The organism is Devosia litorisediminis (assembly GCF_018334155.1).
GTDB lineage: Bacteria > Pseudomonadota > Alphaproteobacteria > Rhizobiales > Devosiaceae > Devosia > Devosia litorisediminis.
In genome coordinates this window covers 1-19342 of the sequence record NZ_JAGXTP010000001.1, presented here as the reverse complement: position 1 = coordinate 19342, position 19342 = coordinate 1, and the positions used below count along the sequence as shown (strand labels likewise).

Genomic DNA, 19342 nt, shown 5'->3' with positions numbered 1-19342 from the left:
CGGTCATCTGACTTTCCCATGGTTGTGCAAATTCTGCCCAAGCTTCCCTGCCGCCTATCTAGGAGGCAAGTGCAGGACCTTGGCAAGACGAAAATTGACCTTTTAGTCAAACTTCCTGCAGCCCATAAATTACCCAAGCGAAATTGGCCTGCTACCGGAAAAATCCAGAGCAGAGGTGTCAAGTATTACGCGCGGAGCAGCTTGTGGGGTACGACTAGAAGGCGCTCATCTCTGTGCGGACATTATCAATGAACCCCTCCAGTCTGGTCGGCGTGCAGTTGTTCATGTCGTACAGTGCCAGATAGCGTGGTCGGGACCGAAAGGTTGCCCAGCCCCAGCGCATAGCCAGCCGGCGCGGCGGATCACCCATCACCCAGCTGCGCAGCCGATTGCCACCATAGCTGGTGATGAACGCGACTTTCCTGATGTTGGTCAAGCATGGAACCAGCCGCCCTCGGTCGTCGCCCCCTTCCATGGTGAAGGACACCCCAGGCACGAATACCCGGTCGAAATAGCCTTTTAGAATGGCCGGATAGCCATAATTCCACACCGGATGCACCACGACCAGCGCGTCTGCCGCGCGCAGACGCTCGACGTAAGGGGCGATGGCCGGCGTGATATTGTCCGGCACCTCGTGATAGCCCAGACGCTCTTCGCGGGTCAGCACGGCGGGGAATTCCTCATCATAAAGATTGAGCGCGTCGACGCTGTGCCCGGCCTTGGCCAGGCTATCAACCGCGGCATTGAACAAGGCGCGGTTAAAGCTTGTTTCCACCGGGTGTGCGTGAATGACATGGACACGCATCAGGCGGCTCCTACCGAGTTGAGACCATCAAACAGCCAGACCTTGCCTGCCGAAAAATCAAAATCCGGATTCTCCCAAGCCACCATCTTGCCGGGGTTCAGAATACCCTTTGGATCGGACTGTCGCTTGAAATCGAGCTGCTTCTGGTCAGTGCGCTTCATGCCACCTTCTTCGAGCGTATAGCGGTGTGGATTGAACACATCGCACCCATTGGCTTCATGAATGGCCACAATCTCATCCAGCCGCGCCTCGGTTGTGTATCGCACCAGTGGCAGCCCCGCCAAAGTGACCACGCCATCCTGGCGCGTCACCTCGATATGCATGGGCAATTCATCGCCCAGCAGCGAGATAATCTTTTCCAGATGCTCAAGGCTGGGATAGCGCGTCTGCAAATAGGTGATGGTCGGATCCACCTTGAGCGCACGTAGCGTCGTATGGTTCCACGCCAGTTCATAGACCGGCGGCAGGCGCTTGAGTTCTTCTTCGGTCGCCTTGTCGGAGCGGTATCGCAGATCACCCTTGTGATGGCTGACAAACAGCGTCATCGCATCGGCGGCCACCGGCGCCACCATCAGCAGCACAACCGACTGACCATCCTTGAGATAGGGTTTGTGGCGATTGAAATAGGCCTCCGGAATCGGGGCCGCATAAGTCGAGACTTCCTTGACCAGCAGACCGTCCTGCAGCGCCACGCCCAGGGCAAAGCGACTGGCATCCATATAGTTGTCAAAGCCCACCACCATGTCGATCCAGCCATGGGCTGGCGCCAGCGGCATCTCTGCTTCAACGATGATCCCATTGGTGCCATAGGCATGGGCCACCTTGAGAATGTCCTCTCCCACCAGATCGAGTTCACGCGGCTCGGCCTCGCAGGTTATGACCTTGAGCCCCAATATGCTGCCCAGATTGCGCAGGCCGCCCCAGCGGACCGAACCGACGCCACCTGACCCACCGGCGATGAAGCCGCCGATCGAAGCCATGCGATAGGTCGAGGGGTGAAAGCGCAATTCACCACCCACCGCAGCGATCGTTTCCTGATCGATTTTTTCCATCACCGCACCGGCTTGCGCCCGCACCCGGTCCGGCTTGATTTCGAGCACCTTGTCCATATTCATCAGGTTGAGCATCGCGCCGCCCGATAGCGGCATGGCCTGGCCATAATTGCCGGTACCCGCGCCGCGCGGCGTGATCGCGATGCCGTGCTTGAAGGCCGCCCGCAGCACCGTTTTGACCTCTTCATTGTTGCGCGGGGAAACAACGATCTCTGCGGTCACATGATCAAGCTTGGCCTTGAGCACGGGCGAGTACCAATAGTGATCGCGGCTGCGCTGCTGCACAATGCGGGGATGGTCTTCAACAGGAATGTCGCCGAGTTCGGCACGGAAGCTGGATATCGTCACAGGTGTGGTCCCATCAGGTCGTCGAGTTCGCGGTAGTCAGGCAATGTGGTGTCGATGGCCGCACCGGCGCGGAGCACGGTGCGATTCGACTGGGGGCGGCTCATCAGTTCGGTCCAGTTGCGGGCACCAAACAGCACCAGATCGGCAGAAACGCCCACCGCCAGCTTTGCTGCATGGGCAAACCCGGCAATCGCAGCGGGGTCAGCGCCCACCGAGCGCGCCCAGGCAAAGGCATCAGCCTGGGGATGATCAAACTGCAGAATGCGGGCGCCTTCGCGCAGCACCTCAAAGCCGTCCAGATCGCCATAGGCATAGAAAGGATCGCGGGTATTGTCCGAGGCAATGGCCACCGGCACACCTGCCGCCTTAAGTTCGTTGAGCAAGGTGACCCCACGCCAGCGCGGTGTGCGCACCCGGTCGACATTGTCGCGGTCCTGCAAATACATATTGCACATGGGCAGCGACACGACCGCCACGCCAGATTGCGCCACTCGCTCGATCGTGGCTTGCGCCTGATCGGCAGGCTGGTTGGCCAGCGCACAGCAATGGCCTGCCACCACAGTGCCCGTGAAACCCGTTTCAATCACGGCGTCTGCCAGACTGCGCAAGGCGCTTGCGGCAGGATCAGGCGACTCATCGGTATGCAGGTCGATATCCAGATCGAATTCGCCAGCCATTTCGAGCAGGCGCCGCATGATTGTAGGGTTCTCGGCATGGACCGCTGTCGAGCCACCCAGCACGCCACCGGCCGCCTTGGTCCGCTTGGCGATTGCGCGCAATGCTGCCGGATCCAGAATGGTGTCAGGGCCCATCAGCCCCACACCCTGCAATTCAATGCGCCCTGCCCAGCGCGCGCGTATCGCTTCGAATACATCCCAGCTGATCGTATGCTGTGGGGGCGCCATATCCAGATGGGTGCGGATTGCTGCCGTGCCATGCGCATAGGCACAGCGCAGCGCAAAATCCATGCGCCGCTCCACATCCGACGCCGCCCAGTTGGCCTGTCGGTCGTCCAGCACCGCCATCAGCGCACCGGTCCAGGTGCCATCAGGATTTTGCCGACGTGGCCAGATATGTCCCTTGTCCAGATGGGTGTGCAGATCAACAAAGGCTGGCAGGACGATGCCACCGTCCAGATCAATGCCGCCTGCTGTCGGCGATGAACTGGCGGGGGTGATGGCGCTGACTGCCCCACCGGTCACCGCGATATCAACCGTGCGCAGCGCGCCGGATGCAGCGTCGTCCATCACCGAGGCGGGCACCGAAGCATTTCGCAGCGTGTAGCTGCCCGCTGCCGGAAGTGTGATCGTCATCTCAGTTCTCCCGCCGGATGGCACTCTCATGCCAGCGGTGCAGCACCAGCCAGGAGATCAGTGAGGTCAGCCCGAAAATGATGATGCCGATAGCGCTCAGCATGATCAGGCAGACGAACATGCGCGGCAGGTTCATGCGATACTGGCTTTCGATCAGCCGGAACGCCAGACCCGAGCCCTGCCCGGCCGAACCGGCAGCGAATTCGGCCACCACCGCGGCAATCAGCGCCAGACCACCACCAATCCGCAGCCCAGCCATAAAGTACGGCATAGACGCCGGAATCTTGAGATAGAACAGGGTCTGCCAGCCCGAAGCTCCATAGAGCTCAAACAGATTGAGCAGGTTATGGTCCACGCTCTTGAGCCCCTGCGCCATGTTGGACAGGATCGGAAAAAACGCCACCAGAAATGCACAGATCAGCAGGGCGGTCTGGGTATCGGGCGCATAAATCAGCAGCAACGGCGCAATGGCGATGATCGGGGTCACCTGCAACACCACCGCATAGGGAAACAGCGCTAGCTCCAGCAGGCGCGATTGCACCAGCAGAATGGCCAGGCCGACCCCGCCAACCAATGCCAGGGCCAGCGCCATCAAGGTGATTTTCACCGTCACCATCATCGCAGGCCACAGCGTGCTTGAATCGGTGAACAGGGCAATGGCCACATCCACCGGGCTGGGCAGAATATAGCGCGGAATTTCGTTGATCGTGACCAGCAACTGCCAGAGCGCAATGGTCAGCACCAGGGTGGTGACCGGAATAACGTTCTGCAGGATCTTGTCGCTTTTGGGTGTTTGCGCCAGCAGCACGCCTGCAGCGCTATCGGTTCCAGCTTCGCTGGCTGTATTTGGAACAGTGCTCATCAGTGCACCTCCGCCGCGCCAATGGCGCCTTGCAAGGCATCGGACACATCCTGACAGGTTTGCCGATACCCCTCCGATACCCGATAGGCCTGATCACGCTCGGCCGGCTGGGTCACAGCCATATCGGTATAGACCTGCCCCGGGCGCGCGCGCATCACTACGATGCGGCTCGATAGATATGCGGACTCGTAGACCGAGTGGGTCACGAAGATGACCGTGACGCCATGCTGCTTCCATAGCCGCAACACATCGTCATTGAGCTTCTGTCGCGTGATTTCATCAAGCGCTGCGAATGGCTCATCCATCAGCAGAAGCTTGGGCTTGGTGACCATGGCACGCGCAATAGAAACACGCATGCGCATGCCACCTGATAGTTCGCGCGGATAGGAAGCGGCGAAATCGGCTAGCCCGACCGAGGCCAGGTTTTCCATAATGGTTTCGGTAGCCGAAGCTTTGGAGATGCCGCGCAATTTGAGCGGCAGGAAGACATTGTCGAACACGGTGGCCCAGGGCATCAGCGTTGGGTCCTGAAAAACGAACCCGACATCGCCTTCCGGCAGCCCTTTGGAATTGATCCGCGAAGACGGCCAGTCGATGCTGCCCGAAGACGGCGCACCCAGGCCGGCAATAATGCGCAGCGCGGTGGACTTGCCGCAGCCCGAAGGGCCCAGCAGCGAAATGAACTCGCCAGCCTTCACATCAAGCGACATGCCCTTGAGCGCCAGGGTACCGTTGGAAAAAACTTTGGAAACATCATGCATGGCCACCACGAGGCGGCGCGCAGTCTGAGGCGATGCGGCGGGAGCCGCAGACAAGGCAATATCGGTCACTATACCAACCCGGATTAGGGCTAAACGGCGCGGGCAGGAGCGCCCGCACCGGAAGCTTTCAAAGGCTTATTCGGCCGCGGCCAGTTCCATCCCGACACCCTTGCAGGTGAACTGCGTGGTGTAGGCCTTGGAGATATCGATGCCCTCTTCATAGACACCGGCCTCGATCATGGTCGCGTAGAAATCGCTCCAGCGCGCATCGGTCATGCAGCCAATGCCGTTTTCTTCGGCATCACCGGAGACCACGATGCCGTATTCCTTGAGCTTTTCGAGCGAATAGGCGAGCTGACCATCTGTCATTTCAGGATTGTCGGCCTTGATCAGCTCATTGGCGGCCGTGTTGTCGCCATAGAGGTAATTGTACCAGCCAATCGCGGTCGCATCGACGAAACGCTGCACCATGTCCGGATCGTTGTCCACGATGTCCTGACGCGTCTCGATAGTGGTCGAGTAGGGGTCGTAGCCATAGTCGGCCAGCAGGAATACTTTTGGATCCCAGCCAGTCTGCTTGCCGATTTCGTAGGGCTCAGACGTCAGGTAACCCTGCTGCACCGCCATTTCGTCCGCAATAAACGGCGCCGGATTGAAGGTGTAGGGTTCGTAGAGCTCATCGGTGAAACCGCTCAGCGATGATTTCATCCAGGGGTAGTAGCCCGCAAAGAACGCGTCCTTGCCCATGATGATCTTGCTTGCGCCGGCCAGACTGGCCAGATCGGTGAACCCTGCCTCAGGATGGGCCAGCAGGACCTGGGGGTCTTTCTGGAAGATCGAGGCCACGGCCAAGACAGGAATGCCCTCTTTGACCGAGTCGATGGTGGACATGCCACCCATGTAGAAATCGAGCTGGCCGGCAATCAGCAGCTGCCCGTTTGGTGCCTGCGGCCCACCCTGCCGGATGCTGACATCCAGGCCATACTTCTCATAGGTACCGTCAGCCACGGCCTGATAATAGCCACCGTGCTCGGCCTGAGCCAGCCAGTTGGTGCCAAAGGTCACCGCATCCAGCTCCTGGGCTGACACTGCCGGGGCAGCCAGCGCCATGGCAGCCAGAAGGGTCGTCTTGATCGAAACATGCATATTTGCGCTCCCTGCGCTGCGGTCTTGGTGCCGCAGCAAGAAATTGTCGCGAGCTCTCTCGCCGGTCTGAGAGACTTCCGTATTCGACCGCGACTGTGAACCCAAAAAATAGGCACATCTGGTGAATGCCTGCTATGCGTGCAGTTTTGTCGCTTTTGCACTGGTCAAGTGTATGACCGCTCGATAGCCTCCGCGCTCAAGCCTACGGAAAACCATGACCACGCCCCTCAATCCCCCCGAGATTCACCCGCCCTTCGCGCCATACAGCCACGGCGTTGTCGTCCCTGCGGGACAGCGACTGGTGTTCTGCTCAGGACAATTGGGCATTGCCGCAGACAAGCATGTGCCCGCCGATTGTGCCGCCCAGACCCGGATCTGCTTTGACAATATCGCAGCCATCCTGCGCGAGGCCGGGATGGGCATGGAGCACATCGTGCGCATCAACGCCTATGTGACAGGGCGGGCGCATCTGGCCGAATACATGGCAGTGCGCAATGCGCTGTTCGCCCCACCCTATCCCGCATCCACGCTGATGATCGTTGCCGGCTTTGCCCGGCCTGAATTCGTCGTTGAAATCGAGGCCCTTGCGGCCGGACCAGCCTGAGGACTACTCGCATGCGTAAAATCTGGTGGACCGACTTTGCCGCCCGCGAATTCGAAAATCTCGATCCCGAAAAAACTATCGCAATCCTGCCAATCGCTGCGGTCGAACAGCATGGCCCCCATCTGCCGGTGGGCACCGACACCATCATCAACACCTCAATGATGGAGTTGCTGGTCGCCAGCGCGCCCGATGAACTCGATATTCGCGTGCTGCCGGTTCAGGCCATTGGCAAGTCCAACGAACACATCTGGGCCAAAGGCACGATAACCCACACCGCGACCAACCTGATCGACGCATGGACCCAGATTGGTCTTGAAGTCGCCCGCGCCGGGGTGCGCAAGATCGTCTTCGTCAATTCCCATGGGGGCAATGAAGAGATCATGGGCATTGTCGCGCGCGAATTGCGCGTGCGAGCGGGCATGTTGGCGGTCAAGAGCGGCTGGCGCTTTATGCCTGACGGCGTGCTTTCCGACCTCGAACGTCGCCACGGCATTCACGGCGGAGACGCCGAGACCTCACTCATCCTGCACTTTCGCCCGGACCTTGTGGATATGGCGCGCGCCGAGGATTTTGGCTCCGTTGCTGCCCGCGACGAACAGCAATTCCGCTATCTCCGCCCCACAGGCGCCTTCGGCCACGTCTATTCCTGGATCGCTTCGGACATCAATCCATCAGGCGCTGTCGGCAATGCTGCCATCGCCACCGCCGAGAAGGGCCAGACTATCGCGCAGGCCAATGTCGCCGGCATGCTCGACATGCTCGCCGAAGTCGTCGCCATGCCCCTGCCCGGCAAACGCTAGCGGGAACCCAAAAAGGAAAAGCCCAGTAAACTCGAATGAGCTTACTGGGCTTTTTTGGTTGCGGGAGCAGGATTTGAACCTGCGACCTTCAGGTTATGAGCCTGACGAGCTACCGGGCTGCTCCATCCCGCGTCAAAGTCGATAACAATGCCTGATTGGCTATCATCGGTGCGGCCCGTGCCGCGACGTGAGGGCTATATAGGGGGAAGCGTTTGATAGCTCAACCCCCAAACGCGCTTAAGTGACGCTTTTTTGACGCCGCGGTTTTTTGCGCCCCAAACCTACCATTCAAGATGAGATCGTTTAATGTGATCCCATCCCGATACCGCACCCGAGATTTGTCACAATGAAATTGAATCCGCTTGGCCGCACCGATCTGCGGGTCACTGAAATTTGCCTGGGCACCATGACCTGGGGCAGCCAGAACACCGAAGAGCAGGGCCACGCCCAGATCGACATGGCGCTTGAATCCGGGCTCAATTTCATGGACACCGCCGAGATTTACGCGGTGCCGCGCAGTCCCGAAACATCGGGTCGGACCGAAGAAATCATCGGCACCTGGTTCAAAAAGACCGGCAAGCGCGATCAGTGGATCCTTGCCTCCAAGATCGCCGGCGGTCCCGTCGATTTCATGCGCGACAATTCCCGCGCCAGCGCCAGGACCATCCGCATCGCGGTGGATGACAGCCTCAAGCGCCTGCAGACCGATTATATCGACCTCTACCAGATCCACTGGGCCTCGCGCGGTAGCTACAATTTTGACGGCTCCTGGAATTACGCCCCGCACACCCAGGATACCGCCGACGTGCTGGCCAATATCGAGGACATGCTCGAGGGACTTGGTGCCTTGGTCAAGGAAGGCAAGATCCGTCATGTCGGCGTGTCCAACGAGACAACCTGGGGTATTGCGCAATGGCTTCGCATTGCCGAGGCTAGGGGCCTGCCCCGCGTGGCCTCGGTGCAGAACGAATATAGCCTGCTGCGACGCCAGTTCGATTTGGACATGGCCGAACTCAGCCACCACGAACAGGTTGGCCTACTGGCCTATTCTCCCCTTGCCGGCGGCTTGCTGACCGGTAAATACCAGGGCGGCGCGGTGCCCCCTGGCAGCCGTGGCGACTATCAAAAGGCGTTCTGGCGCTACAATCAGCATTCCGAGGCAGCCGTTGCCGCCTATCTGGCGATCGCTGCCAAGCATGGTCTGGACCCGGCCCAGATGGCGATTGCCTTCACCCTGACAAAGCCCTTCACCACAGCCTCGATCATTGGCGCCACCAATACCGACCAACTGGCACTGGCTATCGGGGCAGCCGATGTGAGACTGTCTCCCGAAGTGCTCGGCGAGATCGACGCGGTACACCGCCAGTTCCCGCGCACGATTTGAGGCCGTCGCCTTTTTGACGGATCACGCTATAACAAGGGCGAACACGCAATTGCGGGGGCGCCCTTGTCGACCACACTGATCACGACCTTTCTGCCGCTATTGTGCTATCTGGCGTACAATATCATCGTGCCGCAGATCGAGAAGCTGCGCCCCTCGCTCTCCACCATCATGAATATGCAGCGGCGGCGCTGGGTGGCCAATGCGGCGCTTCGCGAATCGCCCTTTGATGCGATCCTGTCGGGCAACATCATGGGCTCGGTCAGTTTTCTGGCCTCCACCGCAGTATTGCTAATCCTGGCGATCTTTGCGGTATTCGGGCAGGTCCCCACCTTGATGGCAGCGCTCGACTCCCTGTCACTGGACCGCGTCTATACCTCGCTAGACGTCCAGCTCCATCTGGTCGTCATGCTGATCATGTTCGTGATGGCATTTTTCGCCTTCACCCTGTCGCTGCGCCAGTTCAACCATTTCTGCATCATGCTGGGCGCAGTCGATCACGAGAACGGCGCCTCCGAGGAAGAGATCAACGCCATTTCACGCATGAACTCGCTTGGGGCCCGCAACTTCAACAGCGGCATCCGCGCCTATTATTTCTCGGTCGCAACAGTGGCCTGGTTCGTGTCCGAATGGCTACCGATCCTGGTGTGTGGCCTGACCATTCTGATCCTGGCGCATCGCGAGTTCTTTTCCTCGGCCCATCGCACTGCAGCCTCAGCTGCAGTCATTGCGGCGCGTCGTCAGCATGACAAGGGTGCGGCGGTTTCCGAAACTAAGCAGCGACGCTCTGTCGCACGTCGAGGTGCTGGTGCAGGAAAATCCCCACCTCTTTGAGCACCGGGGCGATCCTGCGCGCTGGGCGACCAAGCGCCAGCAGCGTTCCGGGATGACCAAGATTGGCGTAGTGCCGCTCGTGCACCGAAACACCGACCACCTTCAGGCGCTGCGCCAGTGCGCGCGTGTTGCGCGAATAGACAAGCGTATCCTTGTCACCACTGGCCAGAAACATCGGCGGCGCCGAAGCACTGACGAAATGAATGGGCTGAGTGCTCATGGGCTCGCTGACGGCACCGAACGTGCGCAGCGAGATCGGCCCATCAAATGGAAAAAAGTCATAGGGCCCCGACAGCCCGACAGTACACCGCACCTTCCCCAGCAGACCACGCCGCTTCAGCAAGCCTGGATCCAGCGCCAGCATGACCGCATTATAGGCACCAGCCGAATGCCCCATCAGCGCTAGCCGCTCCGGGTCTCCGCCATGCACGCCGATATTGCCCGCAATCCACTCAACGGCGGTAGCGCAATCATCCAGAAATCCCGGATACTCCACCTCGGGCAGTAACCGATAGTCGGCAATCACTGTGACAAAGCCCTGCGCCGCCAGGGCGCGCCCGACAAAATCATAGTGTGCCCGGCTGCCGTCATTCCATGAGCCACCATAGAAAAACACCACAACCGGCAAATTATCCTGCCTGTCGCGTGGCGCGTAGATATCGAGCTTCTGGCGCTCCGCAGGGCCATACGCCAGATTGCGCGCTACCTTGCGAGAGCCTGCATCCTTGGGGCTGAGGCTATTGATGATGCCGAGTATGGAGATGGCCATGATGTCCCTGTTGTATATCTCGTAAGATACGGTCCAGGCGTCAAAATTGTTTCACTGATTACCCATTGATGGCGAACAGATTCACGCACGCTTAAGGCGCTGCGACATATTGTCAGACAATCCTCCGAGCCGGAGCAGAGGGAAACCACGCGTGGACCAGCCAATACTGCGGAAGAAAACGGCCTCGCCAACGGCGTTCGCTGACCCGCGTGTCCCGCTCGACCCTGCCCTTCTGGCGCAGATTGGTCGCTATGACCACGTCACGCGCCTGCCCAATCGGCTACAGTTCATCGAGCATTTCGACAGCTATGCGCAGTCCCGGTCCACTTCCATGCTGGTGTTGGTCACGCTCGCGGACGCCAGGCAATACAATGAAACGCTGCGCGCGCTGGGCATGGCGTTTTCCGAAGATTTTGTACGCTCTGGCGCCGACCTGTTGGCGTCGCTGTTGCCCGACAGCGTGACCATCTATCACGTTAGCGTACTCAGCTTCGCGGTGGTCTTGCCGGTCCAGGACACGACCAAATATCCGGCGGTTGCGTCTGAAATTGCCAAGGCATTTACCAGCGCCATTACCATCAACGCCATTCCCATCAAAACCCATGTGGGCGTCGGGCTTGTTCCCCTCAGCGCGGCACAGGGCGCCGCAGAATCTCTGCGCGCGGCGCTGGTGGCCGCTCAGGACAGCCGCAATGCCACCGATGGCATGGCCTTTTACAACCACAAATCGGACGCTGCCCATCTGCGCGCCTTCCGTCTGCTGGCCGATCTGCCCCATGCCATGGCCGCGACCGATCAACTGGCGCTGCACTACCAGCCCCGCATCAACCTGCAGACCGGCCAATGTCATGGGGTTGAAGCCCTGTTGCGCTGGAACCATCCTGATCTGGGCGCGATCTCGCCCGCCGAGTTCATTCCGTTGGCTGAACAGACAGCGTTGATAACTCCGCTGACCGATTGGGTGATGGTTCGCGCCATGGCGCAGAACCGCCAGTTCATCGACGCTGGCCATGCCATGCGGGTCTCAATCAATGCCTCGCCCGTCAACCTGTCAGAAGGCGGGTTTGACGAAGTGCTACTGCACCATTGCGACGCCGCTGGGCTGGAACCCCATCATATCGAACTTGAATTTACCGAAGGCACACTGGCTACCAACTCAGCCTGTGCGGTCGAACAACTCGGCCGCCTGCGCGAGGCGGGAGTGGATGTCGCGCTGGATGATTTCGGCTCCGGCTATTCCAATCTTTCCTATATCGCTCACATCCCCGCCGACGTGCTCAAGATTGACCAGTCCTTCGTCCGCCCGCTCAAGGAGCCCGGCGATGAGGACTTTCTGCTGCGCCACATCATCTCCATAGCCCAGGGCCTTGGCTTCCGCGTTTGTGCCGAAGGCATTGAGACCGAGTTCGCCTATAGCCATTTGCGTCAGCTTGGTTGTCAGGAAGGCCAGGGCTACTTCATGGCCCGCCCGATGCCCGCTGAAGCGCTGCTCGACTGGCTCGCCGCTCGCCGCTGACACGTCTGCAGCTAAATCTGACATTGACATTCACCTAATGAAGACGCTTTATGCGGCCAGCAAGTTTTCGCGTTCTATACGGCTGTCCCAATGCTCGTTTGCCAGTGCAATATGATCACGTCCAAAGAGATTGAGGACATCGTCCTGGATCTCCTGTGCGCCGATCCGTGGCAACTGGTGGTGCCGGCAATGGTCTACAGTGAGCTCAATCGCCGTGCCAAATGCGGCGGTTGCGTGCCGAATGTGGTGGACATTATCGTGCGGGTCACCGAAAACTACCACGCACAGCAAGCCCTTCCCGCCGGCGAACTCGTTTCACTGCAGTCTGGGCTGGAAAAACTCAAGCAGCAACGAAGCGGAGTACGTCGTGAAAGGCGAAGCAAAAGTCATCGAGCGGCTTAACGAGGCCCTCTTTCTCGAACTTGGTGCGGTCAATCAGTACTGGGTTCACTTCCGTCTCCTGGACGACTGGGGCTTCAAGAAGCTGGCCAGCAAGGAACGCGCAGAATCCATTGAGGAAATGCATCACGCAGATCGTCTGATCGAGCGCATCATTTTCCTCGAGGGTCATCCCAATCTGCAGCGCGTTGCGCCTCTGCGCATCGGACAGACCATCAAGGAAGTGCTCGAGGCCGATCTGGCCGGCGAGTACGAAGCCCGCGCCGCCTACAAGGCCAGCCGTGAGCTGTGCGAGGAACTGGGCGACTATGTCTCCAAGAACCTGTTCGAGGCGCTGCTGACGGACGAGGAAGGTCACATCGACTTCCTTGAAACCCAGCTCGAGCTACTCGACAAGATTGGTCCTGAGAAATACGGCCAGCTCAATTCGGCATCTGCCGATCAGGCCGACTGAGCCAATCGCACCAAAGACAATTTCAAACCGCCCGGCCGTGCGCCGGGCGTTTTTGTTTGGGGCCGCAAAGCCCTCAATCGGGCCAGGGTACCAGGGTCAGCTCAGGCCAGAAGGTTAGCGCCCGTTCGCCCTTCTTGTTATGGGCGATGCGATTGTTCAGCACAGGGTTGGGCACCATGCGGAACGAGAACATGTCGTCGAGCCCAAACGGCGCGAAGACCTCGATCTCCCCATCCGCCAGCAATCTCGCACCAACAGCATGGGTCTTGGATGCGTAGCGCCCCAGCATCTCGGAGGACGATGTCAGCGGCGTGAATGGACTACCGAACTTCTGCTCGAACCAGAGATGTACCCGCGCCTGGTTGCGGACCTGCACGGGCACGGGAAGGTGAGCAAAGCGCGCTTCGAGCGCCCTGATCATCTTGTCCTCGGCGCCCCAGCTGAGATCGCTTCCGTCGAAATAGAATACATCTATATCGTTGACCCCGGTCAGGGCCGGTCGCCCCGTCAGATGGTTCCAGACCGTGTTGTAGATCGCGCCGGACGTCAGCAACGGATCGGGCAGCGCCAACGCGCGTAGCCCCTCAAGCACATCCATCAGTTCGGGTTGCGACCGCATGATTTGCACCAGCGCCGCGCGTTGCGTCGCGGCATCAGCGCCGGCAAATTTAAGATGATCGCCCATGCCGCAACGCTAGCGCGATTCCCGCGCCAGCGTCAGTTCTCGATGGGTTGGAACATCGCATTGAGTTGCTGCACGATCTGGTCCATCGGCGCGATCGCCTCCGGCAATTGCTCGGGGGCATCGGGCGCGACGGCCACATAGGGCACACCGCTTGGAAAGGCGCCAAACATCTGGAAGAACGCCACCATGTCGTCCAGCACCGGCATGCGCCAACGCCACACCGCACCCATGGCAATCACGGGCTCCATATGGCCAAAGCCTTCATAGTAGCGCGTGGTCACCCAAATCCCGCTATCCTTGAGCTTCTGCGCAAACCGCTCGGTATTCTGCATGCGCACGATCGGGTCGGTGGTGCCGGTCGCCAGATACATGGGCGGGGTCTGACTGGTCACAAGGTTGATCGGCTGGGTGCCTTCCGGGTTCGGCGCACCGCCAAAGGCATTCTGTACCTCGCCATATTCGAAGGGATAGAAGTCATACGGCCCCGATAGCGCCGCCACCCCCAGAATGTTCATGTTCACGCCGTATTCGCGCAGGAATGAGGGGTCGAGCGCCAGCATGGTCGCATTGTAGGCGCCCGCCGAATGGCCTGCCAGAAACAGCCGTTTGGGATCACCGCCATAATTGGCAATATTGTCCTGCACCCATTTGAGCGCCTTGGCGCTGTCTTCCAGGAACCCGGGATACTGCACCTCGGGCACCAGACGGTAATCGGCAATCACCGCCACGAAGCCACGCGCCGCAAGGGCCCGCCCCACGAACTGATAATCGCTGCGCTCGCCACGGTTCCAGCCGCCGCCATAGATGAAGAACACCACGGGCGCCGCTGCACCCCGCGCCTCAGGCGCATAGACGTCAAGCCGATGCCGTGGCCCGTCTGCATAGGCAACGCCATCCCCGACCTTGACGGTGCCACCATCCATGGCGGTGGGCAGGTTGAATGGGTCCATCACCGAGAGCGCAAAAGCGGGCACGGGCAGAACGGCCACCAGCAGCAGGAGCGCCGCGCTGGCACGACGAAGTCGGATGATCAGGGTTTTCATGAGCTTATGCGTTCGACAAGGGAAGCGGATCGGTAATGGATAAAACCGAACAATTTGTGGCAGTCCAACCATGGTACGGAAATGGGCGAGGGCAGGCGTCTCGATCGCTGAGACTCGCCTGCCCTCTACTTAAGCAGGCCCAGAGTGTTCCCAAACCGTTACCGTATGGTTAACAGACTGCTAACGTTGAAGGCGCTGCAGCAGGCGCCCGGACGCGAATCCGTCAGCAGGCAGACCCACCCGGTTCTGATAGGCGATCACCGCCGCGCGGGTCTTGGGACCGATCTTGCCATCGGGCGTTCCGGTATCAAAACCGGCGCGCGTCAGTAGGGTCTGCAGCTCGGCACGCTGCGCCGCGTTCAGCGCAAAGTCCCCGGCCGGCCATGGCGTGGCAAAATCGCCGCCGCCGATAATGCGGTCCGCCAGATGACCAACTGCCAGGGCATAGCTGTCCGAATTATTGTAGCGCTTGATCACATCGAAATTGGGCAGCAGCAGAAACACCGGTCCGCTGGCCCCCGCCGGCATATAGAGCCGGCCGACATCATTGGGTCGCGGGAAGGCCCGCCCCGATGTGCGCTGGATGCCCATGGCCTGCCACTGGCTCAGCGGCGCCCGGTCCATGCTGCGTGCCTTGGCGAAATCGAAACCGCTAGGCAACTTGACCTCATAGCCCCAGGTCTCGCCGGGTCGCCATTTGAAACTATTCAGGTAATTTGCCGTGGAGCCCAGCGCATCCTGCACCGAGTTCCAGATATCCTTGCGTCCGTCGCCATTGTAGTCGACCGCATAGCGCATGAAGCTCGTCGGCATGAACTGGGTATGACCCATCGCACCGGCCCATGATCCCGTCATGTTATCAGCGCTCACATGCCCATCACTGATGATGCGCAACGCTGTCAGCAATTCTTCGCGGAAAAAGCTCGTGCGATAGCCGCCCTCGGTCAGCGTGGCCAGCGCATGCACGGTATTTTCGCCCCCCATGAAGCCGCCGAAATTGGTTTCCATGCCCCAGATGGCCAGTACGATCTCGGGCTGCACGCCCCAGCGCTGCTGCGCCCCGGTCAGGGTCTGGTTCCACTCCTGCCGCATGGCCCGGCCCTTGCTGGCCTGACCATCGGTGACCCGCTTGGCCAGATATTGCTGCACGGTCTGGCTGAATTCGGGCTGCTTGCGCGTCAGCTCCATCACCTTGGGCTGATAGCTATAGCTGGCAAAGGCTTTCTCGAACGCCGACCGGCTGACCCCGCGCGCTTCAGCCTGTGGCCATAGCGAGCGCACGAAATCGGCGCTATTGGCCCAGGCAGGCGCAAGGCTGCCCAGACTGAGCAGAGCCCCCAGAGCCAGAGCCGACAGGCGGCGAGAAAACGGAACAGTGTTGCCGTCCGCAAAAAACATGACGAGCCTCGTGATACGCAATTTTGCAAAGCTTGCGCCGGCTGTGCCGCAACAGGCGCGTATCACATTATTAACCCACCAAATTAAGAGGGGTTTAAGGCAAACCTCTGTTCGCTTCACAAAGCCGTTAGCCGCTAGCGCTCGCTGCCACCATCATCAGCCTCATTGGGGCCGTCACTTTCCAGCGCCTTGGCGGTGCCCTCCACCTGGGGTGGCATATTGGTGGATTTGGACGGCTTTGATGGACTGGCAGGCGCCACATAGGTGACGTGTGGATAGGGGATCTCAATACCGCGTTCTTCAAACACGCTCTTGATGATCTCGTTATAGGCCCGGCCTGTCGACCACTGCTCACCCGGCACCGTCTTGATGCGCGCCCGCACCGTAATGGCGGAATCGCCAAACCCGGTGACGCCATGCATCTCAAGATTGTCCAGGATATGGTCCTTGTGCTCGGTCTCCATCAGACGATCAAACGCATCAAACATCGCCTGTTTGACCGCCGGAATATCGCTGTCATAGGCCACGCCCATTTCCGAAAGATGGAAGGAGAACCCACGCACCATATTGCTGACCTGAGACACCGAGGAGAACGGGATCAGATGCACGGTGCCGCTCAGGTCGCGAATGGTCACCGAGCGGATGGTGAGCTTTTCCACTACGCCGGATTTGTCACCAACGGCGACCACGTCGCCCTCGTTCATCACATTCTCGAACTGGATGAAGATGCCCGTGATGATATCCTGCACCAGGCTTTGGGCACCAAAGCCGATGGCCAGACCGATGACACCGGCACCGGCCAGCAATGGCGCGATATTAACCCCGATCTGGGCCAGCGCCAGCATCACCCCGAACACCACCAGGGCGATGGTGAAGGCATTGCGGAACAGACCCAGCAGCGTCTTTTCACGCGCTGTCGGTACCGAGCCGAAATTGGGGTTGAGCCGGAACTCGATCCATGACGATACCGCCACATAAAGCACCAGACACACCAGAATGATCAGCGCAGCCGAGATCACCGACCCTGCAAACCCCTGCCCTTCATCGGTACTGATCCAGCCCGCGAAATCAAACACCGACCAGGCCTGCGCGATGGCGAGCACCACGCCCACGATCACTACCCAGCGTACGACCTGCATGACCTTGGGAACGAAGGCCTTCAACCGGGTCTCCAGCAGCGGCAAACGGTCCTTGATGTCGCTGGGCAGGTTGAGCCCGGTACTGACAAAACGGGTAATCACACTGACGATCACCACCCCCACAATAACGGCAAGTACCGACTGCACGGTCGCCGCCAGCATGAAGGGCAATGCCTCCTCGGGATTGGCAAACCACACCACCAGCAGGGCCAGCAGATAGACGATGGCGATTACGTGCCAGGAGCGCCCCAGCGCCACCAGAAAGTGACCCAGGCCGTCCTCACGCTTTTCCGCACGGCTGTTCAGCCAGTTGCGGACATCATCCCGGTTCTGCATCACGATGATGATGGCAATGGTGGCCGCCGTGGCCATGACCAGCACCTTGACCGCCGCGGCCATGGCGGGGGACAGATTGGCTGCCAGTAGCGGCGCGATAAACAGGAACGTATAGCCAATCAGCGAAATGATCCGGCTGATCCAGAAAAACCAATAGGCAGCATTGTCATCAGTCACCGGCAGCATGCGCAGCGCTGGCAGTCGCGGCGCCAATACGGCACGCACCACAAGCTTGGTAATTTCCACCAGCAAGAAAGCATTGAGCAGCAATGACTGGTTGATACCCATCCGGCCCGGCGTCGCGCCGGAAAAATTCAGGGCCACCACATAGCCAATGCCCCAGGCCAGTAACACGGTACTCAGGTCAATCAGCACAGCGAGCAAGGCACCAACCACACGACGCAGCCATCCCTTGCGCTCAAGGCCGGCAGCCATGCGGCCGCTCAAGAGATGCGCCAGCATGCGCAGCACCAGATAGCTGCCGAACAGCCCAACAGCCACCAGCAGAACCGGACCGACAACATCCATGAACATCGACAGGCTGGCGCCATCGGTCCCGCTGATTCCGGCCTGCAGATCCATGAACACCGCGCCTAGCGAAAGAATGGTGGCCGAAGCCCCTTCGGCCGCTGCCTGGGTATATTCCGCCACCTGTCGGACAATGCTCAGATCCGCAGACGCCGGTTCGCCGGCGGACGCACTCGCTTCGCCGCCCTCTGCCTGCTGCAGCCGCTCGATCAGCGCTGCCCGGGTTTCGTCATTCTCGATGATCTTGATCAGCGCATCGATACTGGCGTCGGTGCTCCCTGTCGCTTCAGAGGCGGTCTCACTCGATTCCCCAAGCCCCAACAGGCTCGTCTGTGCATGGGCGGGGAACATCAGGGCCAGCAAACTGACGAGAATGAAGAAGTAGCGCATTGACCAACTTTGCATGTGTAGGAGACAGACACGACGAACGGGTTCTGATGTCACCCGCCCCCTCAACGTATCGACCGGGCAGAACCCCGTAAACTCTCAACCTGTGGCTCTGCTGCCAGTGATTTGAGAAACGCGCGCGCACGCGGCACCACGTCGCCCGCGACCGCTTCACGCAACGAACTCAGGGTCCACGGCTCAGATGGAGCAAGCGTTGCTGCTATGGTCGCCCTCTCTCGCTCACGCGCCGCCGAAAGGGGCAATTGCCTGGCAGCATCAATCAGCGCCAGCACCGCGTGAACATCCATCATGCTCAGGAAGGCGGCAGACATGGCAGGGACAATGGCGGGCTCGTCCAGCCAGGAGCGACCGCCAAACAAATCCTGGGTCACCCGCTGACCCGCGCCGTGGCAATCAAACTGGACACATCCGCCCATGCCCTGCGCAGATAACGAACTGTGGATGGTGCAGGCATGGCAGCCATCAAGGTTCCGGCACACCTCGCCGGCCGCCTTGTCGAAGCTGAATTTCAGGGAACGATCGAACGCCAGGGCAATGCAGCACAATGCTGCACAGCTGTCGCAGTCGGGTTTCAGCCTGTCCTGCTCCATCTCGGCCTCTCCCCTTGTGCAAGCCTCTCAGCACGGCGTTGTTCCGGCAGCCCTTGGCGTTTGTTTTGTTTGTTATTTTGGTTTTTTGAACGCAAGAAGCCCTCACTGTTTCCAGTGAGGGCTTCTTTTATTCTTTTTCGACATCGTAATGAGATCATACGTTTTTGGCAG

Annotated in this window: 20 protein-coding genes and 1 tRNA gene; 8 read left to right on the top strand and 13 right to left on the bottom strand. The window is 59.8% G+C overall.

The window, feature by feature from the left end; genetic code table 11:
* Positions 1 to 214: 214 nt before the first annotated feature.
* From KD146_RS00105 to KD146_RS00080, 6 genes are all read right to left on the bottom strand, one after another.
* On the bottom strand, positions 215 to 805 hold the full coding sequence (locus KD146_RS00105; protein ID WP_212656742.1) for an NAD(P)H-dependent oxidoreductase: 591 nt from the start codon (positions 803 to 805) through the stop codon (positions 215 to 217).
* Positions 805 to 2205, bottom strand: a complete 1401-nt coding sequence (locus KD146_RS00100; RefSeq protein WP_212656741.1) for an FAD-binding oxidoreductase — start codon at positions 2203 to 2205, stop codon at positions 805 to 807. Before KD146_RS00100 ends, KD146_RS00105 begins: the two co-directional genes overlap by 1 nt.
* Entirely contained in the window at positions 2202 to 3518 is a 1317-nt protein-coding gene (locus KD146_RS00095; protein ID WP_212656740.1) for a cytosine deaminase, read from the bottom strand. Before KD146_RS00095 ends, KD146_RS00100 begins: the two co-directional genes overlap by 4 nt.
* 1 nt (position 3519) lies before the next feature.
* On the bottom strand, positions 3520 to 4380 hold the full coding sequence (locus KD146_RS00090) for an ABC transporter permease (protein ID WP_212656739.1): 861 nt from the start codon (positions 4378 to 4380) through the stop codon (positions 3520 to 3522).
* Positions 4380 to 5201: an ABC transporter ATP-binding protein gene (locus tag KD146_RS00085; RefSeq protein WP_212659037.1), complete on the bottom strand. Its 822-nt coding sequence runs from the start codon at positions 5199 to 5201 to the stop codon at positions 4380 to 4382. The genes KD146_RS00090 and KD146_RS00085 overlap by 1 nt, the downstream gene beginning before the upstream one ends.
* A gap of 75 nt (positions 5202 to 5276) precedes the next feature.
* A complete protein-coding gene (locus KD146_RS00080; RefSeq protein WP_212656738.1) occupies positions 5277 to 6287 on the bottom strand; it encodes an ABC transporter substrate-binding protein in 1011 nt (336 codons plus the stop codon).
* A 214-nt stretch (positions 6288 to 6501) separates the two neighbouring features.
* On the opposite strand from KD146_RS00080, the gene KD146_RS00075 reads away from it, so the two are divergent.
* Both KD146_RS00075 and KD146_RS00070 read left to right on the top strand, forming a co-directional pair.
* Positions 6502 to 6891, top strand: a complete 390-nt coding sequence (locus tag KD146_RS00075; protein WP_212656737.1) for a RidA family protein — start codon at positions 6502 to 6504, stop codon at positions 6889 to 6891.
* 11 nt (positions 6892 to 6902) lie between these two features.
* Positions 6903 to 7691, top strand: a complete 789-nt coding sequence (locus KD146_RS00070) for a creatininase family protein (protein ID WP_212656736.1) — start codon at positions 6903 to 6905, stop codon at positions 7689 to 7691.
* Positions 7692 to 7746: 55 nt separating this feature from the next.
* Here KD146_RS00070 and KD146_RS00065 read toward each other — a convergent pair.
* A tRNA-Met gene (locus KD146_RS00065) sits at positions 7747 to 7823 on the bottom strand.
* A 214-nt stretch (positions 7824 to 8037) separates the two neighbouring features.
* Between KD146_RS00065 and KD146_RS00060 the strand changes: the two genes are divergently transcribed.
* The gene (locus KD146_RS00060) at positions 8038 to 9075 is read left to right on the top strand and encodes an aldo/keto reductase (RefSeq protein WP_212656735.1); all 1038 of its coding nucleotides are present in this window, start codon (positions 8038 to 8040) and stop codon (positions 9073 to 9075) included.
* A gap of 63 nt (positions 9076 to 9138) precedes the next feature.
* Positions 9139 to 9906, top strand: a complete 768-nt coding sequence (locus tag KD146_RS00055) for a DUF599 domain-containing protein (RefSeq protein ID WP_212656734.1) — start codon at positions 9139 to 9141, stop codon at positions 9904 to 9906.
* On the opposite strand, the gene KD146_RS00050 is transcribed toward KD146_RS00055, so the two are convergent.
* Positions 9845 to 10675 carry an alpha/beta hydrolase gene (locus KD146_RS00050; RefSeq protein WP_212656733.1) on the bottom strand — a complete coding sequence of 277 codons (831 nt, stop codon included), beginning with the start codon at positions 10673 to 10675 and terminating at the stop codon, positions 9845 to 9847. The genes KD146_RS00055 and KD146_RS00050 overlap by 62 nt on opposite strands.
* A 151-nt stretch (positions 10676 to 10826) precedes the next feature.
* On the opposite strand from KD146_RS00050, the gene KD146_RS00045 reads away from it, so the two are divergent.
* The 3 genes from KD146_RS00045 to bfr all read left to right on the top strand — a co-directional run bounded on the left by KD146_RS00045 (position 10827) and on the right by bfr (position 13044).
* Entirely contained in the window at positions 10827 to 12191 is a 1365-nt protein-coding gene (locus KD146_RS00045; protein ID WP_212656732.1) for a putative bifunctional diguanylate cyclase/phosphodiesterase, read from the top strand.
* Positions 12192 to 12302: 111 nt separating this feature from the next.
* The gene (locus KD146_RS00040) at positions 12303 to 12593 is read left to right on the top strand and encodes a (2Fe-2S)-binding protein (protein WP_249327537.1); all 291 of its coding nucleotides are present in this window, start codon (positions 12303 to 12305) and stop codon (positions 12591 to 12593) included.
* Positions 12559 to 13044: a bacterioferritin gene (bfr, locus tag KD146_RS00035; protein ID WP_212656730.1), complete on the top strand. Its 486-nt coding sequence runs from the start codon at positions 12559 to 12561 to the stop codon at positions 13042 to 13044. The genes KD146_RS00040 and bfr overlap by 35 nt, the downstream gene beginning before the upstream one ends.
* A 73-nt stretch (positions 13045 to 13117) precedes the next feature.
* Here bfr and KD146_RS00030 read toward each other — a convergent pair whose 3' ends face one another.
* From KD146_RS00030 to KD146_RS00010, 5 genes are all read right to left on the bottom strand, one after another.
* Positions 13118 to 13729: a nucleotidyltransferase family protein gene (locus KD146_RS00030; protein ID WP_212656729.1), complete on the bottom strand. Its 612-nt coding sequence runs from the start codon at positions 13727 to 13729 to the stop codon at positions 13118 to 13120.
* A gap of 32 nt (positions 13730 to 13761) precedes the next feature.
* Positions 13762 to 14772, bottom strand: coding sequence for an alpha/beta hydrolase (locus KD146_RS00025; RefSeq protein ID WP_249327536.1), 1011 nt, complete (start codon positions 14770 to 14772; stop codon positions 13762 to 13764).
* Between the two features lie 180 nt (positions 14773 to 14952).
* A complete protein-coding gene (locus tag KD146_RS00020) occupies positions 14953 to 16170 on the bottom strand; it encodes a lytic murein transglycosylase (RefSeq protein ID WP_212656728.1) in 1218 nt (405 codons plus the stop codon).
* Between the two features lie 134 nt (positions 16171 to 16304).
* On the bottom strand, positions 16305 to 18563 hold the full coding sequence (locus KD146_RS00015) for a mechanosensitive ion channel domain-containing protein (RefSeq protein WP_212656727.1): 2259 nt from the start codon (positions 18561 to 18563) through the stop codon (positions 16305 to 16307).
* Between the two features lie 62 nt (positions 18564 to 18625).
* The gene (locus KD146_RS00010; RefSeq protein WP_212656726.1) at positions 18626 to 18952 is read right to left on the bottom strand and encodes a hypothetical protein; all 327 of its coding nucleotides are present in this window, start codon (positions 18950 to 18952) and stop codon (positions 18626 to 18628) included.
* Positions 18953 to 19033: 81 nt separating this feature from the next.
* Between KD146_RS00010 and KD146_RS00005 the strand changes: the two genes are divergently transcribed.
* On the top strand, positions 19034 to 19342 hold a 309-nt coding region (locus tag KD146_RS00005), incomplete at its 3' end, for a hypothetical protein (protein ID WP_212656725.1).